This is a genomic window from Haloferula chungangensis (assembly GCF_042664875.1).
Taxonomy (GTDB): domain Bacteria; phylum Verrucomicrobiota; class Verrucomicrobiia; order Verrucomicrobiales; family Akkermansiaceae; genus Haloferula; species Haloferula chungangensis.
Genome location: NZ_JBHTBS010000017.1, coordinates 34262 through 55142, shown reverse-complemented (window position 1 = coordinate 55142; position 20881 = coordinate 34262). Strand labels below are relative to the sequence as shown.

Below are 20881 nucleotides of genomic sequence, written 5' to 3'. Positions count from 1 at the left end.
CCCATTCCGAACCCGGAAGTGAAACGCTGTTGCGCCGATGGTAGTGGGACGACAGGTCCTGTGAGAGTAGGTCGCCGCCAGGTATTTGCCTCGCACTAGCTAACGCTGGTGCGAGGCTCTTTTTTGCTCACATCGCACGAATTTTTGAATGGGAATTTCAGGTGGAAATCGAGGTCCTATCTCGATTCTGGGACAGGGCATCGGTGGTGAGTGCGATCATGGCTCCTACGAAATAGCGGAATAGATCCGCCCATTGGAATCCGGCACCAAGCAGGAGCTTTCCCGGAAGGGTTTTGCGGAGGGTGTTGAGCCAGTCAACGTCGATGAGTTGGCTACATTCGACTACGATACTGATGGCGAATGCGCCTAGTCCGAGGATCCAGGCGCTGGATTTCGGAAGGATGATGGCGATGCTCAGATACACTGCGATGGTCCAGAGGGCGTCACCGGCATTCGAGGAAATGAAGTGCGGTAGGTCGTTTCCGAATTGTCGCGATCCGAGTCCGAGGAGGATGACGGTTAGAAGGAGGAAGGCCAGGGTCGAGCGTTTACGGTCTGGGCTCGGTTGGATACTTGCTGCTGGATTGTTTACCATCGGGCAAATCACGGTGATTTTGATGAATCGTTGATGTTGGGGTGGTGAATTTCCGGGGTGAGGGGATGCGAGGCTTGATTGCTCAGATTTGAGACAGATGCTTGGCGTCGATGAGATTGCTCGGCTGGTTCGTGATGGTGTCGCTTGTGATGCTGGGAATCTGGCTGGGATTTGGATCCGCTTGGGAGGAGCGTTTTTCTCTCTCGGGTGCGGTGGCGTGGTTGGAATCCAGTGGCAGCTGGGCCTGGCTTGCTGGGATTGGACTGTTGGTAAGTGATGTGCTTCTACCGGTGCCAGGGACGGTGGTGATGTCGGCGTTGGGTTGGATCTATGGGCCGATGGTCGGTGGGTTGTTTGCGGCTATGGGTTCAATTTGTGCGGGTTTGGTGGCTTACGCGGTGTGCCGAGCGATGGGTGAGCGGGTGGCTCGGCGAATTTTGGGAGATCTGGATTTTGATAATGGACGGATGCTGTTTGGTCGTGGGGGGGCTTGGATGGTGGCTCTTTCCCGAGCGTTGCCCATTTTGCCGGAGGCCATTGCCTGCACGGCGGGATTGGTGGGGATGCCGTTCGGTCGTTTTTTTGGGGCGCTGGTCTGCGGGAGCGTTCCAATGGGCTTTCTCTTTGCCTGGATCGGGGGAGAGGGGCGTGATGCGCCGGGTTGGGCGCTGGGTTTCAGTCTTGTGGTCCCGGCAATCCTCTGGGGATTGGCCCGAATTCTATTTTTTCGATCGAAGTTCGGGGATGGAAAGAAGGAAGAGATTGATTCTCCCGAAGATCGGTGAATAGGCTCGGGGCGTGAGCAGAATCGTCATTAAGATCTTCCTTTATCAGATTACTCCTCAGATCTGGCGCCAGGTGGCGGTGCCTGAAGATTTCACCTTCATTCAGGTGAGCGATGCGCTTCAGGCCGCGATGGGCTGGGAGAACAAGCATCCGCATGAATTTCGCCATGGAAAAGGCAAGCGCTTGGTGGATGTGATCGGTCCTGTAGGACTTGAAGATCAGACTCCCGGAGAGTTTCAGGATGAGGCGAAGCTCACGCTCAAGCAGTTTATTGGCAGAAGGCGTCTGCCGATCCGGATGCTCTACCGCTACGATTTTGCCGAAGAGTGGATTCACGAAGTTGTCCTCGAGAAAAAGGACGAAGGCGAAGGAGTCGAATTGTTAGGTGGGGAGCGTGCATGTCCTCCGGAAGATTTCGGTGGTGCATTTCAATACATGCAGGCGCTCCATGGTGAGATTGCCTGGGACCATCCCGGTTATGATCCCGAATTGTTCGAAGCTGAAAAAGTCGATTTCACGCCGAAGAAGAAGCGGAAGCGCTGATGGAGAGGAGCGGCGTGCACGGTTCTTTCAATCCTCTTTGATTTCGACGTTACGGAACCAGACGTCGTTGCCGTGGTCCTGAAGGAGTATGGGACCAGGCTTTGCTGCAAATTCCGGGATCTCCTTGTATTTGCTCTTGGCGAAGCGGGCATCCCACTCGTCGCCCTCCATCCTGATGTCGACGACTTTGACGCCGTTGAGCCAATGTTGGAGATGTTGGTCCTTGGCGACAATGCGTGAGCTGTTCCATTCGCCGACGGGTTTCAGTTTCTTGTCGGCCGAGGCAGGAACAAGGTCGTAAAGGGAAGCGGCGCGATGGGAGTCTTTGGAGGCTGCTTTTGAAGCGTCGTCGATCACCTGGTATTCGAAGCCGAGCAAGTTGGTGATGCGGTATTTCACGCCGGAGTTTCCCTCCTTGGAGATCTTCCACTCGAATTTCAGTTCGAAGTTGAAATAATCTTTCTTGGTGACGATGTGTCCGCCGCGTTTTTTTCCGGATTTATCGAGGTGAAGGACGCCGTCCTTCAGCGTCCAGGCTTCGGTCACTTCGCCGGATCGTCCGGACTGCCAGAGCTCGGTAGAGTTGTTGGCAAGAAGGTCGGTCCAACCGGATTGGGCTGCCGGATCGGCCATCGCGGTGAGTGGAAAGAGGGCGAGAAAGAGAAGATGCTTCATGGGTTCATGGTCTCTACGGAATTGATAATCTGAAGCTTTCCACAGAAGTGGGTCATTTTGAGATGCCCGCACTTTGATGGCTAAACCGACGGGACGATCGCCGTGCCGGATTTTCCCCAATTTATTTCACCTGCAGTGTCCCAATTGGCTGGCTGGGTTCGAATGGGAGGGAGAAACCTTCCTTCGTCGATGGCAACGGATCGATGACGGAATCAATGAAGCCACGAGAAAACCGAATTTATCACACGCCATTACGCAAAACTGACAACGGCGGTTCCCGAACCTTCCGCGATGGTTTTATTTGGCCTTGGATTACTCCCTCTCGTTCATCGTCGGAGATAGCCGACGGAATGAGTTGATTGATCCAAGAATTAGATTCTCAGGTTTGTTTCCCACCCGGGAGCAAACCGCCCCTGATCACCCTGTTTCTTGAAAAGAAGCAGGGTGTTGTGGTCCAGTAGAGCCAGGTTTTCGTGGACTCGATGGATCATTGTCCATGTCGTTTTGCAGATATTCCCTATATATGAAGTTGGTAAATAATACCTCTCTCCGCGTCTCCATCCTCGTTCTTTCCATGTGCTCCTATTTGGGGGCAGCTCCTGTGTGGGTTGATTTCGGCCACAGTTCCCAGGAAACCGTTGAAAGTGGATGGAATAACATGAGTGCAGGAACGGGAGATGATCCCGTCGACCTCGTCAATCTTGTGGACAGCACGGGAGCGCCGACCTCGATCGACCTGGCTTATGCGACCAGCGGAACCGATAGCGGTGCCGCAGGATCCGGAGCCAACTACGGCGGTGCCTATCCCTCGGCAATCGCGGGTCACCCGGGGTCGGCACTGATGGACGGATTATTTTTTGGCAGTGTCACCGTTACCTTGACCTTGAGCGATCTTGATCCGGCATCCGCTTACGATCTCACTCTGTATGGAGCACGGGGAAACAATGGGGCAGGGGTGACCTTTACCATTACTGGGGAAGATGAGCTCAGCGCTTCGATCACCACAGTCTTCAACAATGCCAGCGAAGTTGTCGAGATCGCCGGTCTGGCACCCAATGGATCCGGTGAGATCACGATTTTAATGGAAGCCGCCGGAGCGGGATCGGGTGCACTCAATTTGCTCGGAATTGATCGCAGCGGAGAAGATCCCGTCGATCCGCTGGGTCCCCCGAACCCTAATCGGGATCCCAAGAAGCCCAACGTCCTGATTCTCTATTATGACGACCTCGGATACTCCAATGTCGGAGCCTATGATACCACTCAGAGTTCCTACACGCCGAACCTTGATACTCTTACCAATAGCGGCCTCCGCTTCGATGCCGGGCATTCCGGTGATGCGGTCTGCACTCCTTCCCGCTATGGTATCCTGACGGGGCGCTATTGCTGGCGCACGAGTTTGAAAACTCGGGTGACGGGCGGCTACTCCTCGCCCCTGATCGCCACCGATCGTCTGACCATGCCGAGGATGTTTCAAGAACTCGGCTACCGCACCTCGATGATCGGGAAATGGCACATCGGCATGCAGTTCTACAGTCCTTCCGGATCGCCGGTGGACCTTGGAAATGCCGCGGATGTCCTGGGCAATGACAGTGGAACGACCAGCGACGACCAGATCGATTTCTCACGTCCGCTCACGCACACTCCCAACACCTACGGCTTCGATTACTTTTTCGGCACCTCCGCTTCTCTGGATATGCCGCCTTACGCATGGATTGAGAACCAAACGGTGCTCACCAGAGGGGGGCTCGTGAATGGTGGCTCGGTGGACTTTACTCAGGCGACTCCCGCGACCAACTCGGATCTTCTGGAGGGCGAGCCGATCGGTGCCGTCAATAATGTCCGGGATGGCGTCTACGATCCTCATTTCGTCGTTTCCGACTATCTTCAGGTGCAAGCCCAGAAGGTCGCGGATCGATTGTTGCAACACTCGCGGGATGGCGAGCCATTCTTTATCTATGTGCCGATTCCCGCCCCGCATCTTCCCTGGGCCGTGCAGAGTGCGTTCCGTGGTTCCACTCCCTTCGCCTATGGCGACTATCTGGCTCAGACGGATCACTATGCCGGTCAGATTCTCGCAGCGCTCGAGGATCCGGATGGGGACCCCTCGACAGATGACGGGCTTGACGGCAACACCGTCGTTTTCTTCAGCAGCGATAACGGCGTCGAGAGAGGTGCGATGGGACAGGGGCTCGATCATGGTCACGATGGCAACGGTCCTTTCCGCGGGCAGAAACTCGACAACTGGGAAGGTGGCACCCGGGTTCCTTTCGTCATTCGCTGGCCCGGCGTGACCACTCCGGGATCCACCACCGATCACAGCTGTTGGCAAGGCGACTTCTTCGCCACCATGGCGGAGTTCCTCCGCTACGATTTCACCCCCGATGAGGCTCCAGATGCGGAGAGTTTTCTGCCCGTTCTCAGTGGACAGCCCATGCCGGACGAGCGCCGACCTGCCACAACCCAGCACGCTTACAACGGTCAACTTGCCATTCTCGACAAGGACGGCGTTTGGAAACTCCTCGATGGCACCGGAGGAAACGGGAGCAATTCCTACGACTCTAACAACAATAACATTCCTGCCGAGCAGGCTGCCGGTGAAATTTTCGGCACTCCGAGACAGCTCTTCAATCTCTCTTCAGACATTGGAGAAACCACCAATCTGCTCCCTTCCTCGGATCCGGTGGTTCTGGCGAAGGAGCAGGAACTCTACGATCTCCTCAACGAGATTCGCGGCAATACGGGATACGGAACCGATGGTGACAGCAATGTCCCGCCCATCGATAGCGATGGCGACAAGATTCCCAACTATTTCGAAAACGAGACCAATGGTCTGGACCGTGATGATCCTGCTGACGGGCTTCTCGACTTCGACATCGACGGCCTGATCAACAGTCTGGAATTCCAGAATGGCGCGGATCTCTTTGATCCCGACACTGACGACGACAATCTTGGCGATGCTCTGGAAGTGCTCACCTACTTCTCACTTCCTAACAACCCTCAGTCCGACAGTGATGGTCTCACCGACGGCGACGAAGTTTATCTCTGGAATACCGATCCCATCTTGGAAGACAGCGATGGCGATGGTCACAATGACAATGTTGAGCTCGCCAATTTCTCGAATCCCCGCGATGCCAATTCCACCTTGACGGTCGGAGCTCCGGTCACGGTCGTCCTGAATCCTAGCGTGATTCAGCTCGCCGGGTTCACGGGCACTATTGATAATCCTCAAGTGCTCGGGAGCTGGGCGGAATCCGGTTCAATTTATGTCCGCGAGCGGAGCGCCAGCGGGAGTAGCCAGCAGCTCCGCACCCAGCTTTTCCTCAAGTTTGATCTGAGTTCGGTTCAAGGCATCATCACTGAAGCGAGGCTCAAAGTTTATCAAACGCACCGTCTCAATGACTTGCATAGTGCGCCGATTGGGCTCGGTCGGGTTACCGCCAGTTGGGGGACTTCGCCTGGCAGCTACCCGGTATTCGACGTCACGCCCGTCGCCGAAGTCTTTACGATAGGAAACAACAACGACTTCGGCACGGCCGCCGACGCCTCGGGTTTCTACGGTGGGGCCCCTGGGGTGATTGGCGATGAAAACGGCTTCGATCCTGACAAGCGCATCACGGACATGGTGACGGCCTGGAAGGATGGCATTCAGCCGAATCATGGCATCCGCATTGCCTTTGAATCGCAGGCTTTGGTTGGGGCTGCCTTTGCTGACAGCGATGATCCGACAAGCCCTGAAGACGAGAGACTTCAGCTTCTTGTCACCTACGTTCCTGTCGAGAACAAGGACGAGGACCGGGATCAGCTGAACGATGACTTTGAGCTGACGGCCTTTGGCAGCATGACCGAATCAGGTTCCAGCGACTTCGATGGAGATGGAAAATCCAATCTCGAGGAGTGGGCGTTGGGAGGCAATGCGGCGAGCGCGGGCGGATTTCCACTTTTCGGGGTCGTGCCGACCGGCCCCGGGGCGATCGACTTCTCGTTTCACCGCATCATTGATGCTGGATTGGGCTACCAGATCGAACTTTCGGAAGACTTGAGCACCTGGAGCCCTTTCAGCCGATACTATCGCTACCAGAATCCACCGCCAGCTAGCGAGCTTGGAGCTGATTTTGACAAAGTGGTTCTTGAACCGATGGCGCCGCTTCCCGCCAACCTGTTTTATCGAATCTCCATTCAATCCATGAATGGGCCCTGATTTCCAAAGGGTTTCGCAGGCAACGCTGCGATTATTTCCTTCAACTGTCCCAAAATCACCGTGGGCTGCGAATAGGGTCTGGAGATGGAAGTTGCCTTTCGGGCGACTTCTCTCCGAAACCCTATAAACCCCATGAAGTTTCAAATCATTAAAGGAAGGTGCCTGGTTGGTGCCCTTGGATTATTCGTTTCCCTATCGCTAGGGCTTGATGCCCAAAGTGTGACGCTCGAGCCCGTCGATACGGCCGTGACCGACAATTTGTCGCCGGCGAACGTGGGCGCAACGGCCAGCACGACCGCGCCGGCTCTCGTCAATGGCGGTGTCAGCGGCGAATTTGTCATCCGCGAAAGATCAAGCGCCGCTCAAAGTGATCGGCGTATCAGCTCTTATTTTTTGTTCGATCTCACGGATCCTTCCGTCGAAGACGTGCTGGCGTCGCCCCTTTTCACGGCCACGTTGAGCGTGGACTATGTCGGTCAGCTGAATACCGTCAACGGGGCACCTGCCTCGATCGGTCGCGTAACTACCGCGGCATGGGACAGCTCCTCCAATCCTCCGCTGCATTCCTACGGTCTTGAGGGTGGAGTCGGAACCCAGGCTGCCGATGTGATGGCGCTCATTGACAACATCGCTGCCACCCCGGCAGCCGGCGAGACCGTCAGTCTCGACGTCACCGAGATTGTCCGCAGCTGGATCGATGGCGTGAATCCGAACTACGGATTTGTTCTTTTCATCAACCAGCTGACCTCCCAGGGCGCTGGCTTTGACCATCCGCAACTGGTGCTGGCGGTTCCACCTGATGATGACAATGATGGCATGCCCAATGATTGGGAGATCGCCAACAGCACACCTGAGAATCCTCTGGATCCAAATGACGGTGCCGATGCGACGGTTGATAATGACAGTGATGGTGGTCCCGACGGTTTGACCAATCTCGAGGAATTCCGTGCCGGCACCAACCCTCAGGATAGTGATTCGGACGACGATCTTCTGCTCGATGGAGCGGAAGTCAATGGGACCCTCAATCCGTATCAGACAACAAATCCTGGTGACGCTTCAACCGCAGCTCCGGGATTGGCGACTGATCCGCTAGACGCCGACTCTGACGACGACGGCCTGACGGATTTCGAGGAGTTGAATGATGAAAATGGTTCGATCAGCAACCCATGGACGAATGATACCGATGGTGACACCCTTCTAGACCCTTACGAAGTCGCCTCCGGTCTTGATCCGGTGGATAGCACTGGAGATAATGGTAGAGATGGGGATCCGGATCTGGACGATTTCTACAACGACGAGGAACAAGAGGCCGGAACGAATCCACATCGTGCGGATACCGATGGGGATCTCCTCGACGACCCGACGGAATATTTCAATGAAGGGACCAACCCGCTGGATCCCGACACCGATGGCGACAATCTGACCGACAAGCAAGAAGTGGATGGCGACACCGATCCCCTGAGCGCTGATTCCGACTCTGATACCTTCCTCGACAGCGTTGAGATTGCTGCCGGGACCGACCCGAATCTTTTTGAGGAGACTCCGACATTGGCGACGATCACCTGGACGGCGTCGGCGCTGGACAGCGAGTACGATCTCATCACGAATGGTCCGCTAGTTCTGGCGGAAAACTGCAATGGACCGGCTGCTACGGTGAACGGAATCCCATTTGCCGGCGCGATCGACAGCACGACGTACAAGAGCACGCCGAATTTCGTGACACTGATCACCTCCAACGCTGGAGGCGATGAATTCTACGACGATGAGGTCCCCGCGCTTTCGCCTCTTCTGGAAACGGTCTGGACAGGAAGCAGTGATGAAACGGTCAGCATCTTCGGCCTTACTCCTGGCTTGCCATATGTGATCCAGGTCGGACGCGCCGACGATCGGAACTTCGCATCGATCCCGGGCCGCTTCTATACCATCGATGGTGTCGGTGGCGAGGTGCCGACGGATCCGGTCGGGCCGACGAATACGATCTTCGGAGGTGTCGCAAACCCGGCGGTTCTATTCACCGGAACATTTGTTGCAACCGAGCCCGTGCAGAGTTTCGACGTTCGCCAGTTCAATACTGCGGCGGATCCAACTGGTGCGGGAGCGAATGTGATCAACTTCATCCAGGTGCGTCAAACCGATGATGTGTCGACTTCTCAGCCATCGGCGGTTCAGATCGTGTCCACTGGCTTCAATGGCGGATCTTTCGAAATCGGATTTGGAAATCTTGACACATCAAAGACGTACCAGCTTTCGCGCTCCGCAAATCTTGGTGACGGCTTTCCGGAGGTTGTGGACGGACCTCGTGTTCCCACGGCAAGCAGCGAAGTTTTCAAGGATGATTCGCCACTGACGAATCAAGGGTTCTATGTCCTTGAGGAAGTTGCTCCTTGAGAAACGGCTGCCTTTTCAAGTGGCTGGGAGGTGAAATCAACCTCCCGGCCTTTTTTGTTTGGTAAGCCCTGTGGCCTTCGTCTTCTAGACATCATACATCCTCATGAAACGGAACTCATCCAATCGCCTGCCACGGTTCTGTGGGCTCATGCTCGGAGCAGGTCTATCCGCGCTGTCCGCAGCTCCGATCACTCCGGGTCATGCCACGACGATTCTGACACCGACCACCCTTTACACGACCGATGCTCAAACACCGGCACTTGCGGGAGCTGCCAATGTGGATAGCGGCGATCCATCTCCTGAATCCGAGATCTACATTCGCGAAAGATTGAGTGCGACCCAGGCGAGCCGTCGGATCAGCTCCTATTTGAACTTCGATGTCAGTTCCCTGACGATCGAGGACCTCAATCGTCCGGGGTTTTCCGTAACATTCACGGCCGACTATGATTTCCAGCTCAATAACTCGAACAGCGCTTCTGCGGTTCTGGGTCGTGTCACCAACAGTGCGTGGAACGGCGGCACCACGAGTCCGCTGCACAGCTGGGGTATCGACGAGGCTGCGGACCGTTTTTCCCTGATCGCTGACATTTCCTCGCTCGCCCCTCCGGTGGCAGTGTCCGCAGATGTTACCAGCATTGTTAGAGGCTGGGTGACTGGCAGCATCGACAACTTCGGTCTCGTGGTCTTTTGTGGCGAATTGGCGTCCAATGGAGCGGGATTCAGTAATCCGCGTCTGGTCATCTCGAGTCCTCGTGATAGCGACCGCGACGGCATGCCGGATGATTATGAAAGGGCCAATGGGCTCGATCCGAATGTCAACGACGCAGACCTCGACGATGATGAGGTGGGCGGTCCGGACGGTCTGAGCAATCTGGAAGAATACACGGCTGGCACCGATCCTCAGGACAGTGATAGCGACGACGACGGTCTCCTCGACGGGCAGGAACTCGAAGGCACTCTCAACCTCTGGGTATCGGGTGCGCCCTCCGGCCCTCCTGGGGATCCCACCGATCCCCTCGTGTCGGATTCTGATGGCGATGGCGTCAACGATTACGACGAGATCATTGCCGGCACCGATCCGAACGTTCGTCCACCGGATACCGGACCGATCATTCCTTTTATTGATAGCGATGATGACGGCTACCGTGATGAAGCAGAGACCGCTTTTGGGAGTGATCCGAACGATCCGTCGGACATTCCTGACAACCGCCCATCAGCACGCAGACCCAACATCGTCATCATCTATGCGGACGATCTCGGTTTCGGGGATATTTCCGCTTACGCCAGCCTCTTTGGCTCGGCTAGCTCTGCCCCCACTCCGAATGTCGACGCTCTGGCAGCGCAAGGCGTAATGTTCACCCATGGCCATGCCGGAAACGGTGTCTGCACGCCAAGCCGCTACGCGCTTTTAACAGGAAAATACAATTGGCGGGAGTTTGATGATATCACCGGGAACTACGGGGGGACGATTGGCGGCGACGAGTTGCCTCGGGTCTCGGATGTGACCATCGCGGAATTTCTCAAGACCCAGGAATACGATACCGCCGCCATTGGCAAATGGCATCTGGGGGGAGCATTCTACCGTCGGAATGGAGAACGCATCACCGACAATCCATCCGCTTCAAGTGAAGTGGATTGGGCGCGTCCGGTGGGATTGCACGCCGTCGCCCATGGCTTCGACTACTTTCGTGGAAATGCGGTAGCGATCAACTTCGCGCCTTACGTTTACATGATCGACGACCGGATGCAGTTTTGGGACGCGAGCTTGAATGGAGGTGCCGGAGCATACCGCGATGCCCTCAACAGCGATCCATTCCGCTGGTTTACGACATCGGAGCTCAATTCCACGGTGGTTGGTGCCAAAGGTTCCCGTGCAGGTCTGGGCGACCCATCCTACCGGCAGGTCGATCTCGGTCCCCAATTGATTGAGGACGCGGAAGACTACTTCGCGGAGCGCGCCACCAGCGGTGATCCCGATCCCTTCTTCGTCTATCTTCCACTCCACTCACCACACCGGCCATGGGCTCTAACGACATCATTCGTCGACGCCGACACCAGTCGGGGATTTCCCTTTGGCGACTGGATGCGCGAGGTCGATCACCGAATCGGGCGCATCATTGCCGCCATCGACAACAACGGCTTCGGCGCCAATACGATGGTGGTTTTCACCTCGGACAATGGACCTGAGCATGACATGCAGCGGCAAAGCCTTCAGTTCGGAGGTGACCCGAATGGTCCCTTGAGAGGTCACAAGCGGGAGACTTACGACGGCGGCACCCGTGTCCCTTTTCTGGTTCGCTGGCCCGGTCAGGCAGCCGCCGGAATGAAGGTCACCGACACCGTTTGGCAGGGGGACATCTTTGCCACCATCGCGGCCTATCTCGGTGTTGAATTGCCGGATACGACGGCACCCGACGGTGAAAGTTTCCTCAACCTCCTGCGCGGTCAGGCAAAGCCATCACCGCAGCGCGAGGCCATCGTTCTGAGTGCCCAACGGGGAGACCTGGCTCTCAAGACCGCTGATGGCTGGAAGTTCATCGATGCTACGGGTGGCAGTTCCGACACTTCGTGGGACTCCGCGAATAACGAGCTTTCCGGAGTGGCAGGCATCGATCGCGGCACGCCCAAACAGCTGTTCAGGTTTGGGGTCGACCTCGGTGAGAACGTGAACCTCATCGAGAATCTGACGGGCGAGACCGAGATTCGCAACGAGCTGAAGAATCTCACCGGCCGCGACCTCCTTGAGTTACTCGACACCCTTCGTAGCACCGAGTCCACCGCGATATTTCCCCGGGCGCCGGACAACGATGGTGACTCGATGCCGAATGCCTACGAAATCGCCAATGGGCTTGATCCGGATTGGCCACCGGATGCCACTGGTGACCTTGATGGCGACGGAGCCACGAACGTGGACGAATTCATCGCGGGTACCAATCCGACGGACAACCGTGACGTGTTACGTATCAGCGTTTTCGAACTCGAGGGCCAATCCGTTGATCTAAGCTGGCCAAGCGTGATCGGCCGCAGCTACCAGCTCGTCTGGTCGAGCGACTTGAAGAGCTGGTCGCGAGCAGCAACGGAAACGGGCACCGGAGCTGAGATCCGCGTCAATGTCGAGCTGGGTCCGATTGACGACATGGACGGCATCAAGGACAATCTCGACCAGCTTTTCTTCCGTGTGGAGGTCTCGATGGCCGAGTAGCCGATAACTTTCCCGCGAATCAGGAGGCCAAGGCGATCAAGCTAGGGAAGAAATTGGACCAGGATGGATGGGATAAATAGGATGAAGACAACGAAATCCAATTATCTTGGCGATGATCGTCATGGTTGAACCTCAATTCTAGCCTGAACTGAGCGCAATGATTTCAAAATCCTACCCACCTGTCCCGCCATAGCCTTGGCGACGGAGGATCCTATCCATCTTGGTCCGAAAAAATTCAGCTGGAGCCGATTCTCTCCCTAACTTGATCGCCCTGTTCAGGAGGCCCTGAACATTTCCTTCATATGGCCGATGTTTTGGGCTAGCTTGTGTGACCCTCGCGTTGGATTTCCCGTCGGTCACGGCGATTCCAGGGGGTGCGAGAGCTCTCCCGGCAGCCATGGCATCGACGTTCCAGACCCGCTATTCCCTCCTTCAGCGTGCGACCGATCTGAAGGACGAAGGGGCATGGGATGAAATTGTTCTGCAATACCGCCAGTTTATCTGCTGTGTGCTCCATCAGCTCGGAATCGCTCAGGACGACATCGAGGATTTGACACAGCAGATCCTCATCGCCCTGACTCGTGACCTTCCATGCTATGATCGGAAGCGGGCAAGATTTCGTGCCTGGCTCGGCGCCATTGTCCGTAACAAGGCCAACAGCCATTTTCGCAAGCACTACAGCACGAGGAGATGCCTCGATGAGGTGTCGCACGATTGCCAGGTGCGCGCCGAGATCAGCGTCCCTGAGATCGAGCAGATTATCGAAACGGAATGGGCGGCCTACGTTGCCAGCAAGGCGATGAACCGTGTGCGCGACTCGTTTCAAGGCCAAGCCATCGAGGTTTTCGAGCTGGGATTGGATGGCCATTCGGCAGCTCGGATTGCCGAGATGACGGAGCTCAGCATCGCTTCGGTCTATACTCTCAAAAAGCGCGTGAAGAAGCGTCTCTATCTCGAGATCAGAAAGCTCGCAGCCGAACTGGAATGATGAACCAATCTCTGGGGAATGGCGGTCCGTACGGGAACGACCACCGCTTGATCGAGGCCTATCGCGAAGCGACGAGTCTCGACGAAGGAGGGCTTGAAGCACTCTGTCCCTCATACGTTGAACTCGCTGAAACCACGATCCGGTACGAGGACGAAAAGCTGCTGGGGAAAGGAGGAGTTAAAGAGGTCTGCCGAGCGTTCGACAACCATGCTCGGCGGTGGGTGGCGATGGCCCGGCTTCGTGAGGATCTCGGTCCGGAGTTCTTCGATCTGTTCGTCAACGAGGCCTGGCTTACGTCCACCCTGAAGCACCCTAACATCATCAGCGTCTATGATGTGGGTATCGATTCATCGGGTCGTCCGTTCTTTACGATGGACCTCAAGGGCAACACCACCCTTGCCGATCTCATCGGATCGAAACAGAGCGATCGGCGCGCCTTGCTTCGGGACTTTCTCAAGATCTGCGATGCGGTGGCATACGCCCACTCGCGGGATATCATTCACCTCGATCTCAAGCCGGAAAATATCCAAACGGATGACTACGGTGAGGTGCTCGTCTGTGACTGGGGACTGGGGAAAGTGATTTCCCAGGATGGATTTGAGAACGAGTCAACTCCCGCCACCGAGTTTCTTGATAACATGACCCTTGTCGGGGAAATCAAGGGCTCTCCTGGCTACATGGCCCCCGAACAGGTCGAGAGCGGTAGGCAGAAGGATCATCGCACGGACATCTTTTCGCTCGGCTGCATTCTCCACGTGATCCTCACGGGAGACCCGCCATTCATGGGGGACCGTCGGACCATTCTGGAGGCGACCGCTCGCGGGCACGTGGAGGATCCCTGTGTGAAGTACCCTTCCGTCAGGATGCCCGCGAGTCTCGGCGCGGTAACGATGAAGGCTCTGGCCAGAAGACCAGAGGACCGATATCAGTCGGTCGCCGAACTCCGGGATGACGTGCAGCGTCATCTCGACGGCTTTTCCACCAATGCGGAAGAGCGGAGCTTTTTGCGGGACGCGCGCTTGTTTGTTTCCCGCAACCGGACTCCCGTCCTGATCACATCGCTGGCTCTGATCCTGCTCACGGTTCTCAGCACCCTTTTCATCCAGAAAGTTGATTTTCTGCATCGGTCCGTGATGGCCGAATCCCAGCTTGCCGAGCAATACGCAAGCAAGGCGGAGGCGGCGAACGAGTTGTACGTCGAATCGCTTTCCAAGTCCCGGGACCGTCATCTCGCGCTCTCCCGATCGCTGATCTCCTCAGTCAGCAACCTCAAGAACCGGGGGATTTTCGATACCCCGATGAAGAGTGTCCGGGAGGCTCTTGTTCTTGCGGACCATGCTCTTGCGCTCGACCCGGATTCCACTGCTGCGAAATACCAGCTCTTTGCGTTGAATCTGATTCAGCTCAATTTTAAAGAGGCTCTGAAGTATCCCCTGAGCGAGGGGCAGGGGCGTTACGGATACATGTTGTTTGCTGAAGCGTTCCCCGAGTTCGACTATAGCAAGTCGAAGCGACCATCGCTCGAGAATCTTCGGGAATTTCTTGTGGAAGCCCGCAGGCTCAATCCCGATGAAAGCCCGGTCATCGAACGGATGATATCCTACGACGCAGCTCTCCGTTTCTCCAAGCGGTCCTATCATGAGGTGATCGAGGAACTCCTGAGATATCTCAATCCAGACAGTGAATCGATTGACTTGAAATTTTCCAGGAACCGGATTGCTACTCTCCGCGTTGGGAAATCCATCAGAATGATCGCTGACCCGGGAGGCTCTGAGGAGTGCGTGCTGCGTTATCTCGGGCTGCGATCACTCAGGTTGGAGACCGATGACGAAATCGATCTTCATCAGCTCAGCGGGCTCACTATCCACAGACTCGATCTCTCGGGATGCGCGTCGTTCATCTTGGAGGGGCCGCTCATTCTGCCGTCCATCGATAGCATCATGATCGACCCGCAGAAGCACTCTGCAGACAACTTGCGGAGGTGGATTCAAAGCTCGGTCGATTTCGAGATCAGCCCACGGCCCGATTCCTGAAACATGTTGAGCAAATGACATTTCACTTTGCTGACGCTTCCAATGTTCTTGTCGGAATTTACTGAATCATCAGGCTCTTCAAATAATGACTTTCCATCGATCGCTATCGCATTTCATCGCAGTCATCGGCTTCGGGCTGATTGCCGTTGGTGTCGGATCATTGCGCGCGGAAAGCCGCGTCACTCGTGGCGGCAACCCGCCCTTGCCGATCGCGAAGGCAGAAGCAGGACGCTTTCCGAGCGTGCAGATCACCAGGGTATTTGAACCCGATGGGGAATCGAATGTGCGTGCCTCATTCCGGCTCGCTGAAGGAAAGGCGCTCATCGGCACGGAGGAGACGGGTGATCTGTTCAAATCCGTGGATTCCGGGGTCAGATGGACCAAAGCCGTCGATGGTGGCGACGAATGGGGTATCCAGGACATCCGCAATATCATCCGCGCCCGCGATCATCATCTTTATGCCACCACTTCGGAGCCCGCTTTAGTGCTCCGATCCACTGATGAGGGAGAGTCCTGGGAAGTCATGTGCAAGCCGAAGTCGTCCCGAACCGTGGGCATCATTCAGTTGGATGATGGCGCGATTCTTGTCGGGCTCCGTCGCTCGGAGAATGACAAGACCAGCATCATTCGCTCGGACGATGGCTTCAAGTCCTTCGACTGGATTCCGGTTTCGGAGGAGAAGAAGCAACAGAATACGACCTGCTTTCACTCTTTGGGCGGGTCGAGTGTGTTGAGTGGCGTCGGCTACGAGGGATCCGGCAAGATTTACAAATCGGTGGACTCCGGTAGAACATGGAAGAAGACCGGAGAGTTCGAAGAAGCTCGCGATGTGATGGCCTTCTATCAGGAAGGTAGCAGGATTTATGTGCTGACCTCCGGAATCGGGACGCTGTTTGTGAGTGAGGATGAGGGGGAGTCCTGGGCGAAGTCGCGCCAGTTCTGGAAACAGGGCTTCATCGGTTCAACGGCGACCTTCGCTTGGCACGGGAAATCCTATCGCGTGATCCCGGCAACCGATCAAACCGAGACCGTGCCCCGCCACGTGGTTCTGATTTCGGACGACCTTGGCAAGAGTTGGTTCGAGTGGGTCTGGCTGGTGGTGGATCTGGATGAAAAACAGGGTGGCGGTGCCAGCAACTGTGCGGTGATCTCAAAAGACACGATCATCGTCGGTGTCGGAAATCATGCGGTTCAGGGACGCTGCTACACCTTGAAGTTTAGGTGAACAGGCACCTGGCCCGAAGTCTCAGTCGATACTCAGTCTGCCTGTTCGGGCCTCGCCGCGGTAACTTGCACGATACGCGAGCCAAGCACTGAAGCTGGCGCAGAGTGCTGTTAGAAGAGCAAGGACGGCGATCCAGGTCAGGGTGAGCTGAGGAGAAGTTTGTTGGGGGAGGGAGGGAAGGATGGAAATGATCGCGGCTGTTAGGCCGATGATGAGCGCAGCGAGGATGAGGGTGCGGACTTCCCTGGTGATGATGCTTCGGATCACTCTATTTGAGATGCCGATGGTGTGGAGCATGGAGAGTTCATCCTTCCGCTCGGCGAGGTTGCGCGCGGTGACGAGCCCGAGGCCGGCGGCGCCGAGGATGACGCCGAGTCCGCCGAGGACATTGAAGATGGAAATGTAGGTGTTTTCCACGGAGTGGAAGGCGGCGAGGCGCTCGGCGGTTGGCGTGACGGTGGCCCCGAGGTCAGTAAGGGATTTCTGAAGGTCGGGGCGGGCTTCTGTTGGTGGCTTTTCAGTGCTGGCAAGGAAGAGACGGTAGCCCGATGAGCTGGGGTAGTGGGCGAGGAAACGGGACTCATCGACAATGAAGCTGCCTTGGAAAACCGATTCAGTCAGGGTGCCGGCGATTTCTACTAGGAAGCTCGTACCTTGGTCGTCGGTGTATTCGATGGTGTCGCCGAGCTTCATTTTGAGAACCCACAACAAGGTGGTCTCGTCGATGAAAGCTCTGAGGTGTTCTCCTTCCCGGAGGGTCGCCCAGGATGGGGCGATGCCGTCGGCGGTGGATTTGATCGTGAAGCGGTCTTCGAGTTTGGTGGTGTCGGCGGCAAGGAGGCGCGGCTGGGAAACCGAGTTGAGATTGAAGCAGGAGGCATCGTCTCCGCTGCCGACACGGATGGGAAGAAGGTCCTGGATGTCGTCGTCCTGGAATTCGAATTTGCCCGAGGAGAGTCGGGTGAGGGGTGAGGAGGTTTCGATCCATGTGCCGTAGCCGCCGGTACCGCCGGAGAGCTTCTGCCAGTCACCGCTGCCGTGTTTCTGAAAGGCGGTGACGGAGACAACGAGGAAAATCGCGGAGGCGAGGGTGCCGATGGCAACGAGGGAACGGGTGGGGCGGCGGGAGAGATTGAGGCGGGCCAATTGGGCTGGAGTGCCGAGTGAGACGTGAGAAGTGGGAAGTGGGGACTCGGGGGCGCGACTGGAATCGCGTGCTCCGCTTGAGGGCCGGGTAAATCTCACTCTCCAAACTGAGAGGCCGGCGATGAGGAAGGCGAAGCCGGAGAGGAAGAAGGCGGAGGAGGGGCCGAGTTGCCTGGAGGCGGCGAGGGAGCCGATGCCGATGAGGGCGGAGATGATGGCGATCAGGCGGGGGCGGCGGCTTTGGATGCTGGGTGGGATTTCCTCGTTGCCGGCGGAGAGGCGCAGGGACGCGGTCTGCTTGGATTGCTTCCGTGTCGTGAACCAGATGGTGATCATCATGAGGACGATGAAGCCAACCATGCCGCCGATCACGGAACCGGGAGCGGCGTGAAAATGGAAAAGGCGTTCGCCGCCGCTGTTCCAGATCTTTTCGAGGAAGAGAAGCAGGCCTCGCGTGTAGGCAAAGGCAAGGATGGTGCCTGACAGGGCGCCGAGGGTGATGATGACGAGGCCTTCGGCGAGCCGCCACCGGAGGATTTTTCGGGCGGGGATTCCGACGGCTGTTAGAAGGCCGGACTCGCTGTTGCGCTGCTCGACATTGAAGCGGAAGAGCATGGCGGTGAGGGCAATGGCGGCGAAGATGAGGAAGAAGGACATGCTCAGGAAAAGGCTGGCGATGTCGACGGGGGAGGAGGCGGCGCGTGCGGCTTCGGTGGCGATGTCGCGGACTTGGAGACCGGCGTCGGTGGGGGTGAGGGTGGAGAGGAGTTCGCCCTTTATGAGCGAGGAGGGTCCGACCTTGCTCCGGAAGGCTGTGCTGCTGCCCCAGCGGTTTTGCCAGAGTTTGGCGGCGGCGCGGTGGGTGATGAAGGCCTTTGGGGTGGCGCGGTGGTCGTCCCAGTAGGTTTCGTCCTTGTCGCGGATGCGGGTGGTGTCAAGCGGGAGGCCGCTTTCCCAGTCGGCGTTGTTCTCAGCTTCGGCGATGCCGGGGAAATCGGGGGTCCAGAGCCTGTCGGCGGCGAGGCCTTCAAGCGGAACGACGCTGCGGACGGTGAAGTCGGCGTGTTCTTCGATGAGCGTTCCCGTTTTACTGAGAACGTAGTAGCTCAGCTTGACGGTGTCGCCCACCTTGGCGTTGAGGTCCTCGGCTTCCCAGGAGTTGAGAACGATTTCGTCGTCTTCGAGATCGTCGGGGAGGAAGGGTGCGAGTGATGGGTCGGCGCCGGTGACCATCGAGTAGGGAGTCTCGCGCTCGTTGGCGGCGAGGGTGTTGACGAGGTAGGTGAGGGTGGGTTTGGCGTTGGGAACAAACTGACGGATTTTTTCTTCGATGGCGAGGCTGATGAAGATCCGTTCGGTGCGGATTTCGGTGGCTTGGGCAAGGGGGATGTCCTTGATCGTGAGACCGTAGTCGGCGAGTTCAGCGTGACTTCTGACCTTGGTGGCAAGACTTTCGTCGCGCGACAGGATGAGGTTGGCGCGGTTCGGGTGCTCGATGGCTTCGGCGAGGGTTTCAAGGGGGAGGAAAACCTTTGGCGTAGCCAGTTGGGTGGCGGCGAGGCTGAAGCGGCCCATTTCGTCGTCGCTGAGGATGCGGGTGACGGTGCCGCGGAGGGTGATCAATTCATCGTTGTTCTCGGCGAGCGGGGCATCGCCTGAAACGAGGCCAGGCTTGCGGAGGCGGAGAATGATGGCGTCGTCGATGCTGAGATCGAGGGTGCGGGCGAGTTCCTGGTTGATGGCCCAGGCGCGATTGCTCAGCTGGGGGGCCTCCATTTCCCTCGGGGCGAAGGACCAGAAGCGGGGGTCGACGCCGAGGAGGTCGACCTGACCGGTGGAGCGACCGCTGGGTTCGTTGACTTGGCCGCGAAGTTGAAGGAGGGCGGAGCTGGTGTCGTCGATGTCGCTGGCGAGCTGCGAGCGAAAGAGGTTTTCGCCGCCGGTGAGGATGAGCTTGGTTTGGCCGGTGCGTTGCTCGGCAATCTGGCGCAGGGTGGATTTGACGGAGTCGCCCGCGAAGAGGGCACCTAACAACACCATGGCACCGAGCGCGGAACCCAGAAGGACACCGAGGTAGCCGGTGTGGTGGTGCTTGAGACCGCGGAGGATGAAGGAAAGGGCTGTCATGGTCGGGTGGTGGCGGCTGCGCGGCAGTGACAAGTGCCGAGTGAAAGCTGTGACGTGGAAGAACCTGGCTTGAGTGGTGCTCGGTACCTTGGAGTGCGGTGGCAGAGCGGAGCGGCGACACCGCTATTAGAGGCTTTGTTGATGCGGAAAGGCATTCGCTGATGGGAGGGGCTCTTTTGGGGAAAGGGGCAGGGAGAATTTACGGGAGTCGGTGGGTTTGCTCGAAAGCGGTGTCGGCGTTCGTTCCTCACTTTGCCACCGCACTCCAAAGTTTGCCGTCGCGGAGCTCGAAGGTTTTGCCGATGCGTTTGGCGAGGGCCTGGTTGTGGGTGACGACCAACAAGGTGACTTTCTGGTCACGGTTCAGGTCGAGGAGGAGGTCGGCGATGGTGTCGGTGGACGAGGGGTCGAGGGAGCCGGTGGGTTCGTCGGCGAGGACGAGGCTCGGCTGGTTGATCAGGGCGCGGGCGACGGCAGTACGGAGCTTTTCGCCGCCGGAAAGTTGCCAGGGGAGATGCTTGAGGCGGTGGTCGAGGCCGACTTTGGCCAGGAGCTCGCGGGCACGTTGCTCGGTTTCTTCGGCGGGCTCCTTCCAGTCGCCAGCGAGGCGGGGGACGAGGACGTTTTCCAGCACGCTAAGCTGGGGAAGAAGGTAGTGCTGTTGGAAAACAAAGCCGAGCGAGTGGTTCCGGAAGCGGGTGGCTTCGTCGGCCGTGAGGGTGGCGATGTCTTGATTGCCGATCCATATGGAGCCGGAGCTCGGACGGTCGAGGGCTCCGATGAGGTTCAGCAAGGTGGTTTTCCCGCTGCCGGAGGGCCCGATGATTGAGGCGGCTTCGCCGTCGGCGAGATCGAGTGAGAGATCCTTGAGGACGTCGACGGTTTCCCCCGGAGTTTCGAAGGATTTGGAAATGTTGGTGGCGGAGATCATGGTGATGGCGGCTTCGCCGCAGTGCCGAGTGAGAAGTAAAAAGT

13 protein-coding genes and 1 rRNA gene are annotated in these 20881 nt (G+C 57.3%); 10 read left to right on the top strand and 4 right to left on the bottom strand.

What is annotated here, in order from left to right; translation table 11 throughout:
• A 5S ribosomal RNA gene (gene rrf / locus ACFQY0_RS19925) occupies positions 1 to 83 on the top strand; the annotation flags it as partial.
• A gap of 74 nt (positions 84 to 157) precedes the next feature.
• Here rrf and ACFQY0_RS19920 read toward each other — a convergent pair.
• On the bottom strand, positions 158 to 595 hold the full coding sequence (locus ACFQY0_RS19920; RefSeq protein ID WP_379716360.1) for a ribosomal maturation YjgA family protein: 438 nt from the start codon (positions 593 to 595) through the stop codon (positions 158 to 160).
• Between the two features lie 110 nt (positions 596 to 705).
• Between ACFQY0_RS19920 and ACFQY0_RS19915 the strand changes: the two genes are divergently transcribed.
• Positions 706 to 1380, top strand: a complete 675-nt coding sequence (locus ACFQY0_RS19915) for a TVP38/TMEM64 family protein (RefSeq protein WP_379716357.1) — start codon at positions 706 to 708, stop codon at positions 1378 to 1380.
• Positions 1381 to 1393: 13 nt separating this feature from the next.
• Complete coding sequence (locus ACFQY0_RS19910; protein ID WP_379716354.1) at positions 1394 to 1924, top strand: plasmid pRiA4b ORF-3 family protein; 531 nt, start codon at positions 1394 to 1396, stop codon at positions 1922 to 1924.
• 27 nt (positions 1925 to 1951) lie between these two features.
• Here ACFQY0_RS19910 and ACFQY0_RS19905 read toward each other — a convergent pair whose 3' ends face one another.
• Entirely contained in the window at positions 1952 to 2599 is a 648-nt protein-coding gene (locus tag ACFQY0_RS19905) for a 3-keto-disaccharide hydrolase (RefSeq protein WP_379716351.1), read from the bottom strand.
• Between the two features lie 240 nt (positions 2600 to 2839).
• Between ACFQY0_RS19905 and ACFQY0_RS19900 the strand changes: the two genes are divergently transcribed.
• The 7 genes from ACFQY0_RS19900 to ACFQY0_RS19870 all read left to right on the top strand — a co-directional run bounded on the left by ACFQY0_RS19900 (position 2840) and on the right by ACFQY0_RS19870 (position 16633).
• Entirely contained in the window at positions 2840 to 2941 is a 102-nt protein-coding gene (locus ACFQY0_RS19900; protein ID WP_379716363.1) for a PEP-CTERM sorting domain-containing protein, read from the top strand.
• A 316-nt stretch (positions 2942 to 3257) separates the two neighbouring features.
• Positions 3258 to 6797 (top strand): sulfatase-like hydrolase/transferase, encoded by a 3540-nt coding sequence (locus ACFQY0_RS19895; protein ID WP_379716348.1) that lies wholly within the window; start codon positions 3258 to 3260, stop codon positions 6795 to 6797.
• A gap of 132 nt (positions 6798 to 6929) precedes the next feature.
• The gene (locus ACFQY0_RS19890) at positions 6930 to 9185 is read left to right on the top strand and encodes a hypothetical protein (RefSeq protein WP_379716345.1); all 2256 of its coding nucleotides are present in this window, start codon (positions 6930 to 6932) and stop codon (positions 9183 to 9185) included.
• Between the two features lie 103 nt (positions 9186 to 9288).
• Positions 9289 to 12387: a sulfatase-like hydrolase/transferase gene (locus ACFQY0_RS19885; RefSeq protein WP_379716342.1), complete on the top strand. Its 3099-nt coding sequence runs from the start codon at positions 9289 to 9291 to the stop codon at positions 12385 to 12387.
• 397 nt (positions 12388 to 12784) lie between these two features.
• Complete coding sequence (locus ACFQY0_RS19880) at positions 12785 to 13375, top strand: RNA polymerase sigma factor (protein ID WP_379716339.1); 591 nt, start codon at positions 12785 to 12787, stop codon at positions 13373 to 13375.
• Positions 13372 to 15408: a serine/threonine protein kinase gene (locus ACFQY0_RS19875; protein WP_379716336.1), complete on the top strand. Its 2037-nt coding sequence runs from the start codon at positions 13372 to 13374 to the stop codon at positions 15406 to 15408. Before ACFQY0_RS19880 ends, ACFQY0_RS19875 begins: the two co-directional genes overlap by 4 nt.
• Before the next feature lie 85 nt (positions 15409 to 15493).
• Positions 15494 to 16633: a DUF6242 domain-containing protein gene (locus tag ACFQY0_RS19870; protein ID WP_379716333.1), complete on the top strand. Its 1140-nt coding sequence runs from the start codon at positions 15494 to 15496 to the stop codon at positions 16631 to 16633.
• Between the two features lie 21 nt (positions 16634 to 16654).
• On the opposite strand, the gene ACFQY0_RS19865 is transcribed toward ACFQY0_RS19870, so the two are convergent.
• Positions 16655 to 19906: an FtsX-like permease family protein gene (locus tag ACFQY0_RS19865; RefSeq protein ID WP_379716330.1), complete on the bottom strand. Its 3252-nt coding sequence runs from the start codon at positions 19904 to 19906 to the stop codon at positions 16655 to 16657.
• A 247-nt stretch (positions 19907 to 20153) separates the two neighbouring features.
• Positions 20154 to 20837, bottom strand: a complete 684-nt coding sequence (locus ACFQY0_RS19860; protein WP_379716327.1) for an ABC transporter ATP-binding protein — start codon at positions 20835 to 20837, stop codon at positions 20154 to 20156.
• Positions 20838 to 20881 lie beyond the last annotated feature (44 nt).